We start from the raw sequence: 19,129 nt of genomic DNA on the forward strand, positions 1-19,129 counted from the left end.
TATCTGAATTTTATTCACTGAAATTTTTAATTACATCTATTACACGACGTACGCCGGACTCGTCGAGGTTGGTTGAGCATGGTACATTTACTACGCGGTGCCAGTACCATGGTGCGCAGGTTAAGTCGTAGGTGCGAGCGCCTTCGTATGGAAGCTGGTCAGAGATAAGTCCCCAAATTGGACGTGACTGAATATGAGCTTCCTTGAGTGCCTCGATAAGCTTGTCGCGGCCAGTTTCATCATTTTCAAATACTACTGAATAGAACCAGTAGTTGCTACGGATGCCTGGTCTGAAATCCTGAACGTGAAGTCCTGGAATCTTATCGATAGCTTCCTTGTAAAGCTGATAGTTCTTTGTCTTAACCTTGATGAAATCTTCCAGCTGTTCCATCTGAGCAAGTCCAAGTGCTGCCTGAAGATTTGTAAGTCTATAGTTATAGCCGATTTCATCGTGGATGAAATTAGCCTGGTCAGCCTTTGCCTGAGTTGTTAAATGCTTTGCATGAGCAAGAAGTGCCTCATCATTAGAAACAATCATACCGCCACCACCAGTGGTAATAATCTTGTTTCCATTGAAGGAATAGCAGCCTAATGTACCGATTGTACCGGCAAACTTTCCAGCGTACTTACCCTCTGTATAATATGTTCCAAGTGCCTCTGTGGCATCCTCGATAACCTTGAGATTATACTTTTCAGCTATAGGCATGATGGCTTCCATATCTGCCATGTTACCAAATACATGCACTACAACCATTGCCTTGATCTGACGACCAGTTGCTCTATCAACAAGCTTGCCATCTGTGAAATCACACTCTTCTTCACAGAACTTCTTAAGCTTTACTGGGTCCATACAAAGGCTATCATCGCAGTCCATGAAAATTGGCTCTGCACCTGCATACTTTGTAGGGTTTACTGCTGCAATAAATGTAAGTGTAGGAACGATTACTGCATCACCTGGCTTTACACCGCAAAGCATCAAGCTGATGTGAAGTGCTGATGTACCATTCTGTGTGCTGACTGCAGCTGGAGTATGAACATACTCGGCTACCTTCTTTTCGAAGTCTGATACATAAGGGCCTGCAGTGGATACCCACTCAGTCTCTACTGCATCAGTAACGTACTTCAATTCATTTCCCTTTAAATTTGGCACTGAAAGTGCGATAAATTCATCTGCCATTTCTCTACCTCTAATCCAATCCGCTAAAACATAAATCATATACACATACAACGACACGCTTGCGCTCTACTTGCCCTCGTTGCGTTACGTAAGATGCTCCCTTTGGGACCATCTAAGTAACGACGGGGCAAGACGGTCTTATGTATGTATATATGCTTTCTGTTTCAGCTCATCTAAATTTGTTAGTATTTTAAATGTTATAGATATCTACCTTGTATTTGTCAAGGTTGCCACGTAAGAACTCGATTGTCTCGGCGAGACCTTGTTCGAAGGTGTACTGTGGCTTCCAGTCTGTGAGGCGCATGATTTTTTCGTTGCTTCCAAGAAGGCGGTTTACCTCACTCTTTTCTGGGCGAAGACGGTCTTCGTCGCAGATGATGCGAGCGTTTGGATTAATCTGACGGATAAGCTCTTCTGCAAGCTGTCCGATAGAGATTTCCTTCTGTGTCGCAATATTGATTTCCTGGCCGATTGTCTTATCGCTTTCGTACATAGCGATGAAACCGTTGGCTGTATCCTTAACGTAGTTAAAATCACGTGTTGGTGTTAAAGAACCAAGCTTGATTTCTTCCTTACCTGCAAGAAGCTGTGTGATGATTGTAGGAATTACGGCACGAGCTGACTGACGTGGTCCAAATGTATTGAATGGACGCACGATTGTAACAGGTAAATCGAATGAACGATAGAAAGACTCTGCTAATCTATCTGCACCAATCTTTGTAGCTGAATATGGTGACTGGCCCTGGTATGGGTGCTTCTCATCGATTGGCACGTACTGAGCTGTACCATAAACCTCTGATGTAGATGTAACAAGTACACGGATGCCTTGGTCTCTAGCTGCCTGAAGCACATTTAATGTACCCTTGATGTTTGTATCTACATAAGCATCTGGGCTGTGATAACTAAATGGTATTGCAATAAGTGCTGCTAAATGGAATACAGCATCTACGCCCTTCATAGACTCACGAACACCGTTAGGATCGCGGACATCACCAGCGAATACCTCAACATGATCCATGATATCCTTTGGAAGAGTATCGAGCCATCCCCAATTATTAAACGAATTATAATAAACGAAGGCTCTTACCTCATATCCCTTTTTAACTAATTCCTCAACTAAGTGAGAACCAATAAATCCATCTGAACCTGTAACTAATACTTTACTCATGTTTCATCTCCTTAAAATACGAATACATCGACTCTGCGACGAGCTTAAGATTGTCGTCTGCCAAGCGAGCTTCGCTCATTACGTATGTATTACCTGGTCTTGCATGGCTCATATAAACTGCCATGTACTGAATGACCTCTTCTCTTGTTGGGCGTTTGTATTCTGACATCATCTTCTGATAATTTCCGAATACCTCCTCAAGATACATAACACCTGGGGCACCCTTGTATATAATGTCTCCACTCATGAATACTGGATGACGAAGCATCATTGCTTCCTGTCCTGCAGTACCTGTAAGGGTGGCTACACACTCACTCTTTTCAATGAGCTTGATTGAATCCTCCCATGGATCAATAAGAACCACATTTGGATAAATCTGAAGCTGCTCATAAAAGCTATTATCTCTAATGCCAAGGAATGAATAATGCTCCTTTACATAAAGCATTGTATCTGCTGGCAAGGACTTAACAAGGTTATCAATGAAATATAACTGCTTTTCATACTTCTGAGCACATACGATTGTAGTAGCCTCTGGCTGCATGTGAAGTGGGAAGTATACGAACTTCTTGCTATAATCAGCCTTCTTGAAATATTTCTTGCCCTTTGAATATCTAAGGTAGAATACAAGCTGATCCATTGTATGCTCATATGCCTTGTAATATATATAAGAACCTTTATCCCTTGTAAGTGGATTGAAAAATCTCTGTCTTAAATAGAAGAATGGCAATACGAAAAAGATTGGCTTCCATTTTGGCTTCTTTCCAGAGAACTGCATAAATGCAGGCTTTGAATGCTTCTCCTCAAACTTTGAAAGATAAGCCTCTGCTGCTGCACGCTGCTCTTCAGTAACAGGAATGTTTGCGTAATCCTCTGGCATATCATACATTTTTTCGAACGGATCATTAAGAATATAATGATGTGTTAAATCCATTCCGCAAGCTCTCATAAACATAAGAGAATAGTAGCCTGTTCCTGTCTTCTTTCCTACCAAATATGCTGCGTAAGTAAGAAGTGTAGCAATAACCTCATCATAGAAGAAATCCACATGGTATGTATTAAACACATACTCCCAAAACGCAAAAAGACCTGCAGCTGTATGCACGCAGTAATCATAATCTCTATAAATCAAATATCTGTCTGTGTAAATGTACTTCCAAATAGGAGCTGCATCATATTTAGCTTCCATTTCTGTAAGCTTATCTACTGTGAATTCGTCCCAATGGGCATTCATGAATTCTGAGATTTCACAGACTTCTATATCCTTCTTTTCTTCTTCTGTAAATTTTGCCCATATGTAAGCTGATTCCTGCTTGTCACAGGTGATAAATACAGCCTTCACATCATCATGAGCTTCCTTTAATTTCTTATATACTGCCGGCGAAAAATCCTCGAAGGGACGACGCGCCATGAAACAAATAGTGTACACTTTTTATTCTCCTAAAAACTATCCACGCGACTTCTGATAAGATAGAAAGCCTCGCTATATTTATAATGAGCTGTTGCCCCACGGTATGAAGCCAATCCACGGATTGCGTCTTCATTACGAGGAAATGGGCTAGCGTCGATTTCGCTCTTGTAGGTCTTCATTATTTCGATTTTCTCATCCAAATAATCTGTAATATCTATAAACACATTTGGAATAAATCCATGAGAACGTTCTGCCTGATCAGTCTCTGATAAAATTTCCATGCAAAGTACTGTGTTTAAGTATGGTGCACGGAAGGATTTGGTGCATGAATATACCGCGTCAAATATCACTCGATGGTCTGAATGAACATCATACTGATATGGCATCAACAGTACCTGTGGCTTAACTTCTTCAAATACACTCTTGAACTGAGGTATAAGGTCTCCTAAATCGTATCCATCAACGCCTGCAGGCTGAAGCTCCATATTGTAAAAGCCGTCTACCTGATATGCATTAGCAACCTTTTCGATTTCTGCATTGCGCTCATCTACTCTCTCCTGAGTGTAGCCATATTCTGTCTTCATATTGGTCACGTTCAACCAATAAATCTCGTGACCTTCTTTTTTTAGCTTAAGTAAAGTTCCGCCTGCGCCAAGTGTCTCATCATCTGGATGTGGCGAAATAACAAGTACTTTCATTAGAGATACTCTCCTTCATTTAAATCCACTGGGTCTGAATCAATTATATGAACCAAACCGTCGTAGGCTTTTATTATATAATCTGTATTGGAATTAACCTTTATAATCTTGCCTGGCTCGATATTGGCATAGGCATCTGATGCCTCTACCTTACATTTCCAGACCTTAACCTCTGTATCGCCCTTCATAAAATGAGCGCCTACATAAGGATGTGTAAGGCCTCTTACTAGATTATAGATAGCTGTTGCAGACATGCGCCAATCAATCTGACCATCCATTCTGCCGCGCTTTCTCCATGCATTTCCTGCATTTATTTCCTGCTTTACAGGGCATACCTTATCCTCTGCAAAAGCCTTTGTAAACTCGATAACCTGTTCCTTAGCCACAGCTAGAACATTAGCATATAAATCTGCTGCATCATCTGTATCTGCTATTGCTACAGGCTTCTGGCTGATGATATCTCCTGTATCCGCCCCTTCATCCATGATGAAAAATGTGGATGCTGTTTCCTTAAGTCCAAGCACCAAAGCCCATATAAGTGGATGACGTCCCTTATTGCAAGGCAACGCTGCTGGATGAAAGCCTACCACTCCGTACTGTGGTATAGATAAAATCTCCTGGCCTATAAGTCTAGACCAACCAAAGCAATATATAACCTCAGGGGCTATATTTCTGATAAAGCCCACTGTCTCTTCATCGTTAACATTTTTTGTGCAAATGCATGGAACATTGTATTTTTCAGCCAAAGGAACAAGTGATTTAAAATCTGCATTGATAGCTGACTGCTCCATTGTGACTATTCCTGACACCTGAAAGCCCGCATTGAATAAGGCTTCCAGCAATACGTATGAACTTTCCACACATCCTATAAATAAAGTCTTTTTCAAAATTAAACCTCGTATCCCACATTAAAACATTCTTCTAATTTTAAATAGAAGTCTCTATAATGTCAAATCTAACACTAAAACACTAATTGATAAATCAAAAGACCAGGTATAATGATTCCCACCGCTGGGCCCCAGCTATTAACAATTAGCTTCCAGAAAGAGAACTTAAATCTCTTTGATAGCTTTATTACAAGCAACAGCGAATATAATCCGTAAGATAAGCCTGTTCCAATAGCCACCATATTAATGCTTCGGTCTACAAATAAAACCAGGCCACTTGAAAAAATTGCATTAAAAATGCATAATGCCACAGAATTTGCTATCAAGGATTTATTCAGCTTCAACACTGAAAAGATGTTTCCATAAAGCATTGTGGTTGCGTATATAGCAACACCGATAACAAGAATCTGAGTTGCCTTTGTTCCTTCTGTATACATTGGCATAAAGAAATGAACAAATATAGGCATTACAAAATATACAAATATGCAGGCTCCTCCAGAAATAAATGAGGTTACTCTGCTGAAATATGCAGCCTTATCTAAAAGCTCTGTCTCGTCATGATTAGCACCGTAAAGATGACTAATCTTTATGTAAAACACCTGTGATATTGTCTGAGGCACAAGTACCATAGTGGTAAAGCCCATAAGTGGTACAGAGTACACTCCCAAATCGTCGGTTGATAAAAATCCAAGTATTACAAACTTATCCACTGATTGAACTATAGTCCAAATCAGACTGTTTATCAAAAGTGGCAAACCGCCAATAATCATTACCTTCATGAAATTCCAATCAAAGGTAAGCTTTGCACCCTTGAAGGCTTCACTTCTGAAAAACAGAATTCCTAGAAGTGCCGAAGAAAATGTCATGGCATACAAACCATAATAACCAGCTACATTTATTGCAATTACACCTATTGTCAATGCAAGTATTGTACGGACGAAACCGATTGCTGCGGATTTATTGTAATGTCCATTCATTCTGACCGTTGAATTAGACATATCATCAAAGCTCTTTAAAAGAATCATTATTGGGCAAAGCATATATCCAAAAGCATACTGGGTGCTATCTATATCTGCACCAATCCTGCCGCTATAATGAATAGCAACCCACATCTCAAATACCACAAATACTATCGCATATACGATAAGCATAAATGTCATTGCTGTGTTCTTTAGACGATTAGCCTCGTCATAATCCTTTCTGCCCAAAGCCTGAGGGTAATCCCTGTTGTAGGCATTTAACACACCAAACTGCGCATAGTTCATATATGTCTGTGCCAAAAGGCAGGTGCTATATATTCCAAGTGGATGTGTAGCCACAATCCTCTTGTTATATACACTAAACACAAATGACATAGCTGAACAGGCCACTGTGGATAAGGTTACCAATATAAAATCTGCGTTTTTAATCTTGTCTAATATTTTTCTTAACATTCTATTTCTAACAATCTATTTTTAATATGAGACTCCATTCCTTAAAAGAATACTCTCAAGATAATTTATAAAATCTATATGATTTTCAATGGCGCTTTTCATGATATTAACTTCTAGCATACTTTCGTCAGTATCAAGCGGCTCCACTGATGCAACATATTCAATAAAATCACCTGTATCACAAGTGATACAGCTGTCACCTACACCCTTATAAGCAACCATGAACATAATTATCACAGCAATACTTAAAAGGCCATATCCATATCTTAATTTTAAATTCTTAATGCCGCCTTCAGCTTTTAAAACCTCCAGCTTTTCCAATAATGCCTTATACCCCATTACTGCACAAGGTAACAGAAGTACCATGTAAGTCACTGAATACTGAGTTTTGGCTTCCCAGAAAAGATGGAATAAAAATCCTCCGCAAAAGGCTAATACGAAAAATGAATCGGTATTAAATTTCTTTTTATCTCCACATATCAGCCAAAGTATTCCACCCAGGTAAATGATTACTTGGAAATAATCAAAGAATTCAGCCACCCTAACGTAGCCCTTCATATTCATAAGACTATTTATCCAGCCTGGTGTCTTTACTCGGTGTAATCGAAGCTGATTTAACCAAAAGCATTGGAAGGTTGGCTCAGCCCACATTGATGCTATCTTCTGCGTGAAGAAACGGTAGCCGTAGGCCTTATCCGTTGTAAATTCATTTAAGCGATTGCTTATTTCTTTTTTAGCTATAATGTCCTGTTTTGCTGTATTATAGCCTGCCCTTTCATAGGTAAGTGTACTATAGCCATTCCACCATCCCGGCGCAAACTCGCCATCCTGTAATCCCATGGCTATGAACCCAAGGTTACTTACACCCTGGTCTAATTTGTAGCCGGTCTGCTTTTCAACGATTACTGTAGGTAGCTTACTTAGGCTTAAGGATAAGATGCATATTGAAGCTACTAAAATAAGCTTTTTAGCTATATCCCTCTTTTCAGCAAATAATCCTACCAAATGATAAATAACAATTGCCATCAAGAAAATCATAGCATTTGTTTTCACAATAATAGATAGAGCCATTGTTAAAACAGAGACTACTGCCTGGCTCCATCTACTGGTTTCTATAAATAATATTGAACTATGAAAGGCCACAAGGGATAATGTTAAGTGCCAGATTGTTCCATACACAAAGGAGGTGTACATAATCATTGGCAGGAACAATACTCCCATGCCTAATGTGATAATCTGGGTAGCTCTAGCAACCTTCCAGGTATCTAAAATCTCAACTATCTTTTTATATAGCAGCGTTAAACCAACAGCGTTTAACAGCTGCATGGCAACCACATTGAAATCGCCCCAAATTCTTGCCAGAACGAAATCGACTACCGCTGGCCCCACCTGGTTTGGCCATTTATTTAAATAGCCGCCTGGTTCTAACATATTGTACTCCTTGGCGTAAAGCTTATGAGCACAATCTAAAACATCTGCCTGATCTGCACCTGGCACATACTGTGTAAATAATACCCACACACAGCTAAGTCCAAGTATTATACAAAGTAATAGCTTTTTGATTTTTTTGTACTTAATTTCATCCTCAAGATATAATCCTAATTTTTCGAAAACCTTCTTTCTGTTTAAACCAAACAGGATTAGAAGGAATACTACTATTCCTAACACATTTTTTGCCACACTGTCATCCACAAAAAATGTATCCTCGTTACTATCACAGGTTTTATAGCAGGTGCATATAATGCTCATCGCAAAAATTATTGAAAGAGCAACCATGCCAACTGCTGAAACAGCCACTCTATATAGATTTTCCAATATGCTGTTCAATCTCTTCATAAACCTTTACCACTTCTTCCATATATCTATCGAAATTATTTAATTCCTTGGCACGCTTTCTAGCGCCCTCTGATTTCATACGATAGATTTCGCTGTTATCCAGCAATTCGTTTATATTAGCTATAAAAGCTTCTCTATCCACAGGCTTCTTGTCTGTGCCGCATATTTTCCCACAATCGTCGTCAACGTTTGTCTTAAATCCACCAACCTTACTAGTAAGGACTGGCTTTCCAAAGGCCATCGCTTCAACAGGCGCAAGACCAAAGCCTTCGAATTTAGATGGAGCCACAAGAATCTTTGTCTGATTCATGTAAATATATGGGTTGTGCTGTAGTCCCACCATTTTAATATTATCATTAAGATTCAACCTTCCGATGAGCTCTAAGCATTCGCTGCCTAAATCTCCGCCACCTACCATAATGGCCTTAACATCAGGATGAGTCTTTTTAACCTCATTTACTATCCTTATAAACTCATAAGGATTCTTGTCCTCTGTAAGATAACCTACAAACAGAAGATCAGACTTAAATCCAGCAAGCTTTTCCTTGCTCATTTCATTCCCCGCCATAAAGCCCTTTTCGAAAATGGCAGGGGCGTTAAATGGAACACCAAGAACAACGGTCTTGCCTTCCATCTTATCTCTGAACCAGGCTTTCTCCTCAACCTTTTTATCAGGGATGATTATGCTGGCGAAGTTTTTACAAGCTCCGCCATAAATAATTGATTTTGCACCAATCTTCTGCACCCATCTAGGTATTGAATACAGATGGCTGATGATTGGAATAGTATCTGTAACCTTAGTGCACATAAGGCTACAATCATATTCATAAGCGTGAAGAATATCTGGGTGCACTTCTTCAATAGCTTTCTTGATAGCCTCCTCATCTACTTTTTCCACACCGATGTAGGAAATATCTGCTTCAAGAAGCTTTGTTTCGATAGAACCAGTTGCAGTTAAGTAAACTGATTCTATATTCTCTGGCATTGATTTGATAATGTTTATAGCAACATTTTCCATGCCACTATAAGTATTTGACTTCGAAATATGCAATACCTTCATAATAACTCCCTGGTCCGTTGACTGTTACTACAGTCAACTCACTTAAATTTTATAGGTTACTATATAATTCTTTCATAACACTATTAACACAAGTCTTGTCGAAAGACTTCATTGTTTCCACATTAATTTGCCCCATCTCTGCTCGCTTGGTTTCGTTATCCACCAAAGCTCTATTTAATGCAGATACTAAAGATTTTGCGTCCTTAGAATCAAATAGGTAGCCACCTTCACCATCCTGTATCAGATCTGTATTACCACGGATTTGACTACATACAACAGGCATTCCTACGCTCATTGCTTCCATAAGAGCCACTGGCAAGCCCTCCTGATGTGAAGGGAAAACATAGATATCGCTTGCTGCGAAAACATCAGCAATATCTGTTCTAAAGCCAAGCATCCTTACATTTTCTTCAAGGCCCAGGCTCTTAATCTGCTCTTCCAATTCAGTCTGAATCTTTCCTCGACCAGCAATGAGATACTTGATTTTATACTTAGGCTGAACTCGCTCGTCGCAACCTTCATATTCAAGAATGCCTCTATCCTTCATGATTTTCAGAGCTCTTAATACTTCGGCATGATTCTTACGTGGAATCAGCTCTCCTACCGATAGTAACACTATTGTATTATCATCGATTCCAAGCTCTTTTCTTATCTTTGCACGAGCGCCTTCACTTGCCACAAACTTATGAGTATCAACCCCAGCGCCTGGTACATATACTACCTGCTTTGCCTGAAACTTTTGAGCATTTGCGTAATCTTCCTTGTTGATGGTTATCAACATGTCAGTGAACTTTGCGCACCATTTTTCCACGTTGTAATAGATGAGCCAGTTGACAATTGACGCTCCCTTAAAGAAGTGGAAACCGTGGGCTGCATATATCACCTTGGTGCCATAAAGCTTGCGTGCCTTTCTACAGGCCAATCGACAAATTACACCACCTATTGGAGACTGAGTATGGACAATCTCATATTTATTAGCTTCGACCTCAGCCTTAATCTGCTTGTAGGCCTTTGTAAGCTCACCAATATTAAATATCTTTCTTAAGCTGGCAGTCTCTATAACTCTGCAACCTAAATCATCTAATATCTGTCTACGCTTTATCATGGCCTCTGGGCTAAGTGCGCTGTCATCATCCCTCCAACAGCAAGCCACATCCACCGTATAGCCTAAATCCTGCAAAATCTTAATATTATCTATATTAAATTGTGTCACCATATACGCCGTATGGGCGTGCATAAGTGCTTTCTTCATAGTCGTTATTCTCCCGGATGTTACGATAACAAAAATTTTTTATCTTCCAGTCACTAGATGTTCCTTACAGACAATAATTTTTTGTTATCTACATCCTATTTATAGTTTACGAGTAACCTCAGTCTGTAGGTAACAGACGACAGGCCACCGTCACAACCTTACTTGTGTACGCTTGCGTTGGTTTCGCCTTCGGCTACGCCTTCAGTTGCATCCTTTGTAAAGATGACACGAAGTGTCATAAGGATAAGCTGAATATCAAGGAGTACAGAGCATTTCTCGCAATAAATCATATCGAGCTTAAGCTTGTCGTAGCTGGTTGTGTTGTACTTACCGTAAACCTGAGCATAGCCTGTAAGACCAGCCTTTACATGTGTACGGAATGCAAATTCAGGAACTTCCTTCACATATTCAGCAATGATTTCTGGACGCTCAGGACGTGGGCCTACAAATGACATTTCGCCCTTAAGGATATTGAAAAACTGTGGTAGCTCATCAATACGTGTAGCGCGGATAAAATGACCAATAGGTGTTATTCTATCGTCATTTACACTGGCTAGACGAGCCTTTCCATCCTTTTCTGCATCTGTAATCATTGAACGGAACTTCATGATTTTGTATTCTTTTCCACCGATGGTACATCTTACCTGTTTATAAAATACTGGGCCACCGTCATAAGCGTGGATAAGTATAGCTGTGATAATCATGATTGGTGATGTAAGAATGATTCCAATTCCTGATATCAATATATCTCCAACTCGCTTTATTGTTGCAGATATAGCATCCATACCAACGTTCTTACATAAGTATAGAGGTGTGTCAAAAAGATTAACCTCCTCTGAGCCCTTAATGAGAATATCTGATATCTTTGGTGTGAAATAAACGCGCTTATCAGTTGCAAAGCAAGCCTTTACGATATCATTTCTGATTTCAGATGGAACATCGTTTATAAGAACTGCATCATAATACTGAAGCTCACTAACGATTTTTTCTAATGGCTCCTGACAGCTCATTTCACCTGTTATGCGATACTTATCAGCTCTGCGATTCATCTTCATAACCAAGTCATTTTCATATTCGCCATAAATATTCAAAATTGAAAATGGTGGAAATATTGCTCTGAAGATTTTGGTGCTGCCATAAGTAACTATAAACAGTGCAACAGCCTGCACTAGTGTAAGCACAATTACATAGGCAAGAGTCATCCACATTAATGCCTTGATACGAGTCATTAACAGCAGGATGATGAATTCCAACATGTTTACAAGACCCATGGCAATCGCTTGGGACATACACAGTATGGATATTCGCCCACTTCCTATACTAAAGCCTTTGAAAGTATTGATGACTAGAACTATAAGTACTACATATAATCCAATCATCAGGTAGTTACCTACACTAAGGAATCGGTATAGCATTAACATCTGAAAACGCATATACCACATAACGCCAAAGAGCGTGGCTAGTACTGCTACTAACACCACGCTACTTATAAAGCGAAATACTCTTTTTTGTGTTTCAATATTCGTATTTGTATTATTCATAAGCAAATTTGATCTCAATCTTTGATTAAAAACTCTTATTCATATCTACATTGCCCTTGATTCCAGGAACAGAACCCTTACTTGAGTACTGCCACATATTCTTTCTTCCTGAATATGTACAAGAGGTATTATATTGTGCAATCCAGATACTGCATGAAGCTGGAATACCGTTTGGATTCATTCTTGCTGTCATCCAATTCTTACTGCAGTAGAAACCAGCCTTATATCCAGATGACTGAACAGTTGAAGAAAAGGCATTTACGATAGCCATACGCTGTTCTACCGAAAGCTTGCTCTGTCCTCTAACTGTATCCTCCATATCAAGGTAGATAGGATATGAACATCCGCCAGCCTTACCTGCCATAGCGACAGCCATTGAAGCCTCTTGAACTGCTTCTGCTTCATTGAGAGCTGTAGAGTAAATGTAAACACCTACATTAATTCCAGCCGCCTTAGCACCTGACATATTCTTGTAGAAATATGGGTCCTCATGAAGCTGACCATCATGCATTCCTCTATAACCACATCGCACAATAGCAAAGTTAACTGCAGACTTTGCAGCCTTCCAATCAATGTTGCCTTGATACTTGGAAACGTCGATTCCGTTACCCTTTACAATAAGCACACCATCTGCTCCAAAATCATACTGAACACCCTGAATTACCTGGGAACCTGTTACTTTTTCAGCATTCTTGTTGAAGTAGTAGGTATTACCATTAATTGACTGCCAACCATAGTATTTGTACTTAATCTTTTTATAGAAGTACTCTTTTCCACTAACATAATCAGCTGCTGTAGCCTTCTTTGTACATGCTTCATCCAGGTATAACTCATTACCCTCTTTGTCCTTTATAACATCTGATGAGCCTTTACCTAAGCCTGAAACTGTATATGTAATATAAAGCTTTTCTTTTTTACTTCCGGCCACACCTGTAAGTGCATAGTCGCCATCCTTTGTTACCTTGAAGGTTCCTTTACCGTTATCCATCTTTACAGCTGTTCCGTTGACTTTTACGTCTGAAACCTTACCCGTTGATGTGATAACAAAATTGCCATCCTTATATTCCATGTTAAGGATAGCTTCTTCCTTTTGTGTATCAACATTCTTCTTATACTTGAAGGTTACTGTCTCGTCCTTTTTAGCAGTTCCCTTAATCTTTGCATCAGATACCAAAGTGTAACCAGCTATAGTGGCCGCATCAAAAGAATACTCTTTATTCTCTTCTAATGTTTTTGTCTCTGCTGCCTTTATATCTTTTCCTGCTTCATCCACATATTTAATTGTAATGGTAAAGCTTTTAGCTGGTACTACCTCTTTCTTGTATTTAAAGGTAATCGTCTTGTTTTCTTTAACAGTACCTGATACAGAGCTATCAGACTCTAATGTATATCCATCAATCGAAGGTGCCGAAATAGTATATGTGGAACCTTCTTCATAAGTCTCTGTCTTACCAGGTGGAATTTCTTTACCTGATTCATCCACATATTTGATTGTAATAGTGAATAATTTCGTTTCCGGCTCAACTGGAGGGGCTGATGGCTTCTCTTCAGATTTATCATCATCCTTAGATTCGCCTGTTTCTTCCTCGCCTGTAGTTACCTCATCAGCGGTAGCTGCTAAAAGCTTCATGCCTGAAGATATATCATATAGTCTATAGGATGTATTTACAGCAACAGCACCCTTTGCTCTATATTTAGCTCTTCCAGTTTTTCCTGTTTCAATGGTTACAGAAGTTCTTGCGTCGCCCTTCTGCTTTACTGTTACTTTTCCAGCTGGAGCTGTATTCTTTGGCGCTACAACCTCTTTTGTCTTGCCGGCCTCAAATCCATCCTCTTCTTTTCTGGATTCAACAAACTCCTGTGTATCCTTAAGTGTCTCTTCAACTGGAACAGCTTCTTTTTTCTGACCATCTTCGGAAGATACATCTTTTTTGATTTGCTTTGTTATTTCCTTTTGAACCTTAAACTCTACTTTATCCTTAACATTTGCTTCAGTAGAATAGTTTGTTGGCTCATAGCTTGTATCTGAATCTAAATCATTTACAAGACAAAGAACATAATCACCTGGCTCCATTTCTGTTTCAGCGATTACACCGTCTTCATCATCATCTGTATAAACTGTTCCTTCAGCTTCATTTAAAGCTACAGTATAGGATTGAACTGCTGTCTGCTTATCAAGCATCAACATATACAATGGATCAGAACTAATCTGGCTATGCTGTGTCTCGATTACATTTCCATTCTCATCAGTGACAGTAACATCTACGTTTCTATCATTGAGAATATCCATGATTTTTTCTGCTTCACCTGGAACGGTAGATACATCTACTGATGTAACATTATCAGATTCAGAAGCTTTACCTTCTTCCTTATCTTCAGCCTTTTCTGATTTTTCTCCTGATGACTCCTCTTCCATATCTTCGGCGGTAATTACTTCGATGTCAGGGTAGTCAGCAGTGTACTGAGCTATCTCATCATCCAACTTCTTTATGGCATCTACATAAGACTGCAAGCTTTCGGCGACCTCAGGCTTTAAAAGCTTTACCTTGAATGGCACACCAGAAATTGGGTTGTCATTTGCATCAGAAATATAAACTGTTAAATCCTTCTCTAGGGACTCACTAGAAATAACAACATTTTTAAATTCAGGAATAGTCACGTCTTCAGCTTGGTAATTATCTTCAACTACTACTGTTTCTGTAGGCGTATCCGCTGTCACAAGATTATAAATACCATAGCCACCTGCGCCTACTGCAGAAATGCCTACTACACTGGCCACTGCGATGCTGGCAGCTTTATGGCTTGCGACAAAAAACCTCACTGTCTCCCAAATTTTATTCATATTTATACATCTCCCTTATTGCAAGCTAAACTGTCATGTTGTGTTCTTTACAGTAATCCTTGAAAGAAGCATTTACCTTATCCTTATCTGAAAGGATTAAATCTGCCTCTGTCATTCCTTCTGGAATAGGCCACTGTACATTGATATCAGGGTCGTTGAACATAAGACCACCCTCATCATTTGGATGATAGAAATCTGTTACCTTGTAGCAGAATTCTGCATAATCAGAAACAACTAAGAAACCATGTGCAAATCCCTTTGGAATCATGAACTGCTTCTTATTTTCTGCTGAAAGAAGGATTCCGTAGTGCTGACCAAATGTCTTAGAACCTTCACGTAAATCTACAGCTACGTCGTAAACCTCACCTGAGATTACACGAACAAGCTTATCCTGTGGAAAATTCTTCTGGAAATGTAATCCACGAAGTACGCCCTTCTTTGAAGCTGACTGATTATCTTGAACGAATTCGTAGTCAAGGCCTTCTGCCTTCATATCGTTTTCATTATAAGTTTCCATGAAGTAACCTCTGTCGTCACCAAAAACCTTTGGAGTGATGACGCAAAGTCCTTCAATACCATTTACATTTTTCTCTACTGTAATTGCCATAGTCTTTGTCCAAATCACCTGCGCAATCTGATTATATTTATTTCAATGACACGCTTTCGCTCTGCTTTTTCTACTTACGTTACGTAAGATGCTCTCTACGAGACCATCTAAGTAACGAGTGAAAAAGAAGGTCATTTGAAACAAACATAATCAGCTTACTTGGTGATTTGCTCCTTACTTTAAATATAATTGTTATTAATCTCCACCACGACAGTCATCTACGGTGACAGTTTAGGCGGTGGGACGTTTTATAGTCCGTTTGCTACATCTACGAGATATTTGCCGTAGTCTGTTTTCATGAGTGGCTCGGCGAGCTTTAATAGCTGCTCTTTGTCGATGAAGCCGCGCTTGTAGGCGATTTCCTCGATGCATGATACGTACATGCCCTGGCGCTTCTGGAATGTGCTGACGAATTCGGCAGCTGCAAGAAGCATGTCGTGGTTTCCTGTATCAAGCCATGCAAATCCACGGCCAAGTGTTTCAACGTGAAGATTGCCCTTCTCTAAATATGCGTTGTTTACTGCTGTGATTTCAAGCTCACCACGTGCCGATGGCTTGATTGTCTTTGCGATTTCTACAACTGAATTGTCGTAGAAGTAAAGACCTGGAACAGCGTAATTACTCTTTGGCTGAGCTGGCTTTTCTTCGATAGAAATAGCTACTCCGTTTTCGTCAAATTCTACTACGCCGTACTCTCTAGGATCACGTACATAGTAACCGAAGATTGTAGCACCTGGCTCGCTCTCAGTACGCTTTGCAGCTGAAAGAAGAACCTTTGAGAATGACTGGCCATAGAAAATGTTATCGCCAAGTACGAGTGCAACAGCATCATTTCCAATGAAATCTGCACCGATGATAAATGCCTCGGCAAGTCCGTTTGGAGCTTCCTGAATTGCATACTGAATGTCCATGCCAAGCTGGCTTCCGTCTCCAAGAAGCTCTCTAAATACTGGAAGATCTCTTGGGGTAGAAATGATAAGTACTTCGCGGATACCTGCAAGCATAAGTGTAGACAATGGATAATAAATCATTGGCTTATCATAAACTGGCATAATCTGCTTACTGATTGCCTTTGTAAGTGGATATAGTCTTGTACCTGAACCACCTGCTAAAATAATACCTTTCATATTTTCCTCCTAATATATCCTACGCAGCCTCCAAGTTTATCATGCTCCCGCAAGCCATCTCCCATTGCAGTCAAGGAAACCTCCCTAAAGGGTCCCTCCTTAACTACATGGGGCCCTCTTGCTCGCGCTTGCCCAGGCTGTGTAGCTGCTTAATTATAATTCTTCATTAACGCAGTCGAGTGCGGCGGATACGACTTTGTCCATGTCGTAATATTTGTATTGGCCCAGACGGCCGCCGAAGATTACATTCTTTTCTTCTGCTGCACGTGTTGCGTACTGCTCATAAACGGCATTATTCTTGTCGTTGTTTACTGGGTAGTAAGGCTCAACGCCTGGCTGCCATTCAGATGAATATTCCTTTGAAATGATTGTTGTAGGCTGTGTGCCAAATTCAAAGTGCTTGTGCTCGATGATACGAGTGTAAGGCACATCTGCTGCTGTGTAGTTCACAACTGCATTACCCTGATAATTATCGCAGTCAAGCTTTTCTGTTTCAAAGCGAACTGAACGATATTCTAGTGGGCCGTAGCAGCTACCGTAATACTCATCAATCTGACCTGTAAATACAAGCTTATTCCATGCAACTTCAGTTCCATCAGAAAGCTTTCCTGATTTTGCAAGCTCGAAATAATCCTGATTAAGTACAACATCTGCTCCCTTAAGCATCTTTTCTACAATTTGAGTGTAACCACCCATTGGGATGCCCTGGAATCTATCGTTAAAGTAGTTGTTGTCGTATGTAAATCTAAGTGGCAGTCTCTTGATGATGAATGCTGGAAGCTCATCACATGGACGGCCCCACTGCTTCTGTGTATAGCCCTTGATTAGCTTTTCGTAAACATCAGTACCAACTAATGAAAGAGCCTGCTCTTCCAAATTCTTTGGCTCTGTGATGTTAAGCTCTTTAATCTGGTCTGCAATCTTGGCCTTAGCCTCTGCAGGTGTTTTGATACCCCACATCTTTGAGAAGGTATTCATGTTGAATGGAAGATTGTAGAGCTCATCACCATATACTGCAACTGGAGAGTTGATGTAGTTGTTGAATTCAGCAAACTGATTCATGTACTCCCAGATTTTCTTGTCACTTGTGTGGAAGATGTGGGCACCGTATACGTGTACGTTTATGCCATCTTCCTCTTTTGTATATATATTTCCAGCAATGTGGTCGCGACGATCGATAACAAGCACTGACTTGCCACGCTTCATAGCTTCGTAGGCAAATACTGCGCCAAAAAGACCGGCACCTACCACTAAGTAGTCATATTTTTTCATGTAGTTGTTCTCCCGGCTGTTACGCCGACAAACATTATGATTCTACGGTCGACTAACATGTCTTCCTTTAGAATCATAATTTTTGTCAGCTACAGCCTACTTAAGCATTTTCTATTACTGTTACGCTATTTTCCTTCATACATGTCGTTGTAATATTTCTGGTAATCGCCAGATGTTACGTTCTTCATCCAATCCTCGTGCTCGAAGAACCATTCGATTGTCTTCTTGATGCCTTCTTCGAAGCATGTCTCTGGCTCCCAGCCGATTTCTGCCTTGATTTTGTCTGGAGCGATAGCATAGCGACGGTCATGTCCCTTTCTATCTGTTACGTACTTGATAAGGTCCTCTGATACAAGCTTCTGACGCTCGTCATCCTCAGGAAGCATATCCTGAAGAGTATCAAGGATGATGTGGATGATTTCGATGTTCTGCTTTTCGTTGTGTCCACCGATGTTATATGTCTCGAAAAGACGTCCCTTTTCCTGAACCATATCGATTCCCTTAGCGTGATCCTCTACGAATAACCAGTCACGAACGTTCTTACCATCACCGTAAACAGGAAGATCCTTGCCCTGAAGTGCGTTATTGATGATAAGTGGAATAAGCTTCTCAGGGAACTGGTAAGGGCCATAGTTGTTAGAGCAGTTTGTAATGTTTGCAGGGAACTTGTATGTATCCATGTAAGCCTTTACAAGCATATCTGATGATGCCTTTGAAGCTGAGTATGGTGAATGTGGATCGTATGGTGTTGTCTCATAGAAGAATGCGTTGTCATCGTCTGGAAGAGAACCGTAAACTTCGTCTGTAGATACATGAAGGAA

General features: G+C 40.1%; 15 protein-coding genes. All 15 read right to left on the reverse strand.

Annotated features, from left to right (window positions below; all coding sequences use genetic code 11):
* Positions 1-10: 10 nt before the first annotated feature.
* Positions 11-1,177 (reverse strand): LegC family aminotransferase, encoded by a 1,167-nt coding sequence (locus tag BM097_RS10125; RefSeq protein WP_090548952.1) that lies wholly within the window; start codon positions 1,175-1,177, stop codon positions 11-13.
* A 190-nt stretch (positions 1,178-1,367) separates the two neighbouring features.
* Positions 1,368-2,345 (reverse strand): NAD-dependent 4,6-dehydratase LegB, encoded by a 978-nt coding sequence (locus BM097_RS10130; protein WP_090548955.1) that lies wholly within the window; start codon positions 2,343-2,345, stop codon positions 1,368-1,370.
* A complete protein-coding gene (locus tag BM097_RS10135; protein WP_143084978.1) occupies positions 2,338-3,771 on the reverse strand; it encodes a capsular polysaccharide export protein, LipB/KpsS family in 1,434 nt (477 codons plus the stop codon). Before BM097_RS10135 ends, BM097_RS10130 begins: the two co-directional genes overlap by 8 nt.
* 11 nt (positions 3,772-3,782) lie before the next feature.
* Positions 3,783-4,451, reverse strand: a complete 669-nt coding sequence (locus BM097_RS10140; protein ID WP_090548962.1) for a PIG-L deacetylase family protein — start codon at positions 4,449-4,451, stop codon at positions 3,783-3,785.
* The gene (locus BM097_RS10145; RefSeq protein WP_207647032.1) at positions 4,451-5,338 is read right to left on the reverse strand and encodes a formyltransferase family protein; all 888 of its coding nucleotides are present in this window, start codon (positions 5,336-5,338) and stop codon (positions 4,451-4,453) included. The genes BM097_RS10140 and BM097_RS10145 overlap by 1 nt, the downstream gene beginning before the upstream one ends.
* A gap of 74 nt (positions 5,339-5,412) precedes the next feature.
* On the reverse strand, positions 5,413-6,771 hold the full coding sequence (locus tag BM097_RS10150; RefSeq protein ID WP_090548965.1) for an oligosaccharide flippase family protein: 1,359 nt from the start codon (positions 6,769-6,771) through the stop codon (positions 5,413-5,415).
* A 21-nt stretch (positions 6,772-6,792) separates the two neighbouring features.
* Positions 6,793-8,607: a hypothetical protein gene (locus tag BM097_RS10155; RefSeq protein ID WP_090548968.1), complete on the reverse strand. Its 1,815-nt coding sequence runs from the start codon at positions 8,605-8,607 to the stop codon at positions 6,793-6,795.
* On the reverse strand, positions 8,570-9,667 hold the full coding sequence (locus tag BM097_RS10160; protein ID WP_090548971.1) for a glycosyltransferase family 4 protein: 1,098 nt from the start codon (positions 9,665-9,667) through the stop codon (positions 8,570-8,572). Before BM097_RS10160 ends, BM097_RS10155 begins: the two co-directional genes overlap by 38 nt.
* Before the next feature lie 49 nt (positions 9,668-9,716).
* The gene (locus BM097_RS10165) at positions 9,717-10,919 is read right to left on the reverse strand and encodes a glycosyltransferase family 4 protein (protein ID WP_090548974.1); all 1,203 of its coding nucleotides are present in this window, start codon (positions 10,917-10,919) and stop codon (positions 9,717-9,719) included.
* A gap of 158 nt (positions 10,920-11,077) precedes the next feature.
* A complete protein-coding gene (locus tag BM097_RS10170) occupies positions 11,078-12,298 on the reverse strand; it encodes a sugar transferase (protein ID WP_242944692.1) in 1,221 nt (406 codons plus the stop codon).
* Positions 12,299-12,485: 187 nt separating this feature from the next.
* A complete protein-coding gene (locus BM097_RS10175) occupies positions 12,486-15,302 on the reverse strand; it encodes a GH25 family lysozyme (protein WP_090548980.1) in 2,817 nt (938 codons plus the stop codon).
* Positions 15,303-15,327: 25 nt separating this feature from the next.
* On the reverse strand, positions 15,328-15,909 hold the full coding sequence (rfbC, locus tag BM097_RS10180) for a dTDP-4-dehydrorhamnose 3,5-epimerase (protein ID WP_028242343.1): 582 nt from the start codon (positions 15,907-15,909) through the stop codon (positions 15,328-15,330).
* Between the two features lie 248 nt (positions 15,910-16,157).
* On the reverse strand, positions 16,158-17,036 hold the full coding sequence (gene rfbA / locus BM097_RS10185) for a glucose-1-phosphate thymidylyltransferase RfbA (protein ID WP_090548983.1): 879 nt from the start codon (positions 17,034-17,036) through the stop codon (positions 16,158-16,160).
* Between the two features lie 153 nt (positions 17,037-17,189).
* Positions 17,190-18,308 (reverse strand): UDP-galactopyranose mutase, encoded by a 1,119-nt coding sequence (gene glf / locus BM097_RS10190; protein ID WP_090548986.1) that lies wholly within the window; start codon positions 18,306-18,308, stop codon positions 17,190-17,192.
* Between the two features lie 125 nt (positions 18,309-18,433).
* The coding region (locus BM097_RS10195; protein ID WP_143084979.1) for a dTDP-glucose 4,6-dehydratase at positions 18,434-19,129 on the reverse strand (696 nt) is incomplete at its 5' end.

Origin of the sequence: Pseudobutyrivibrio sp. OR37, from assembly GCF_900113655.1 — a bacterium.
Taxonomy (GTDB): domain Bacteria; phylum Bacillota; class Clostridia; order Lachnospirales; family Lachnospiraceae; genus Pseudobutyrivibrio.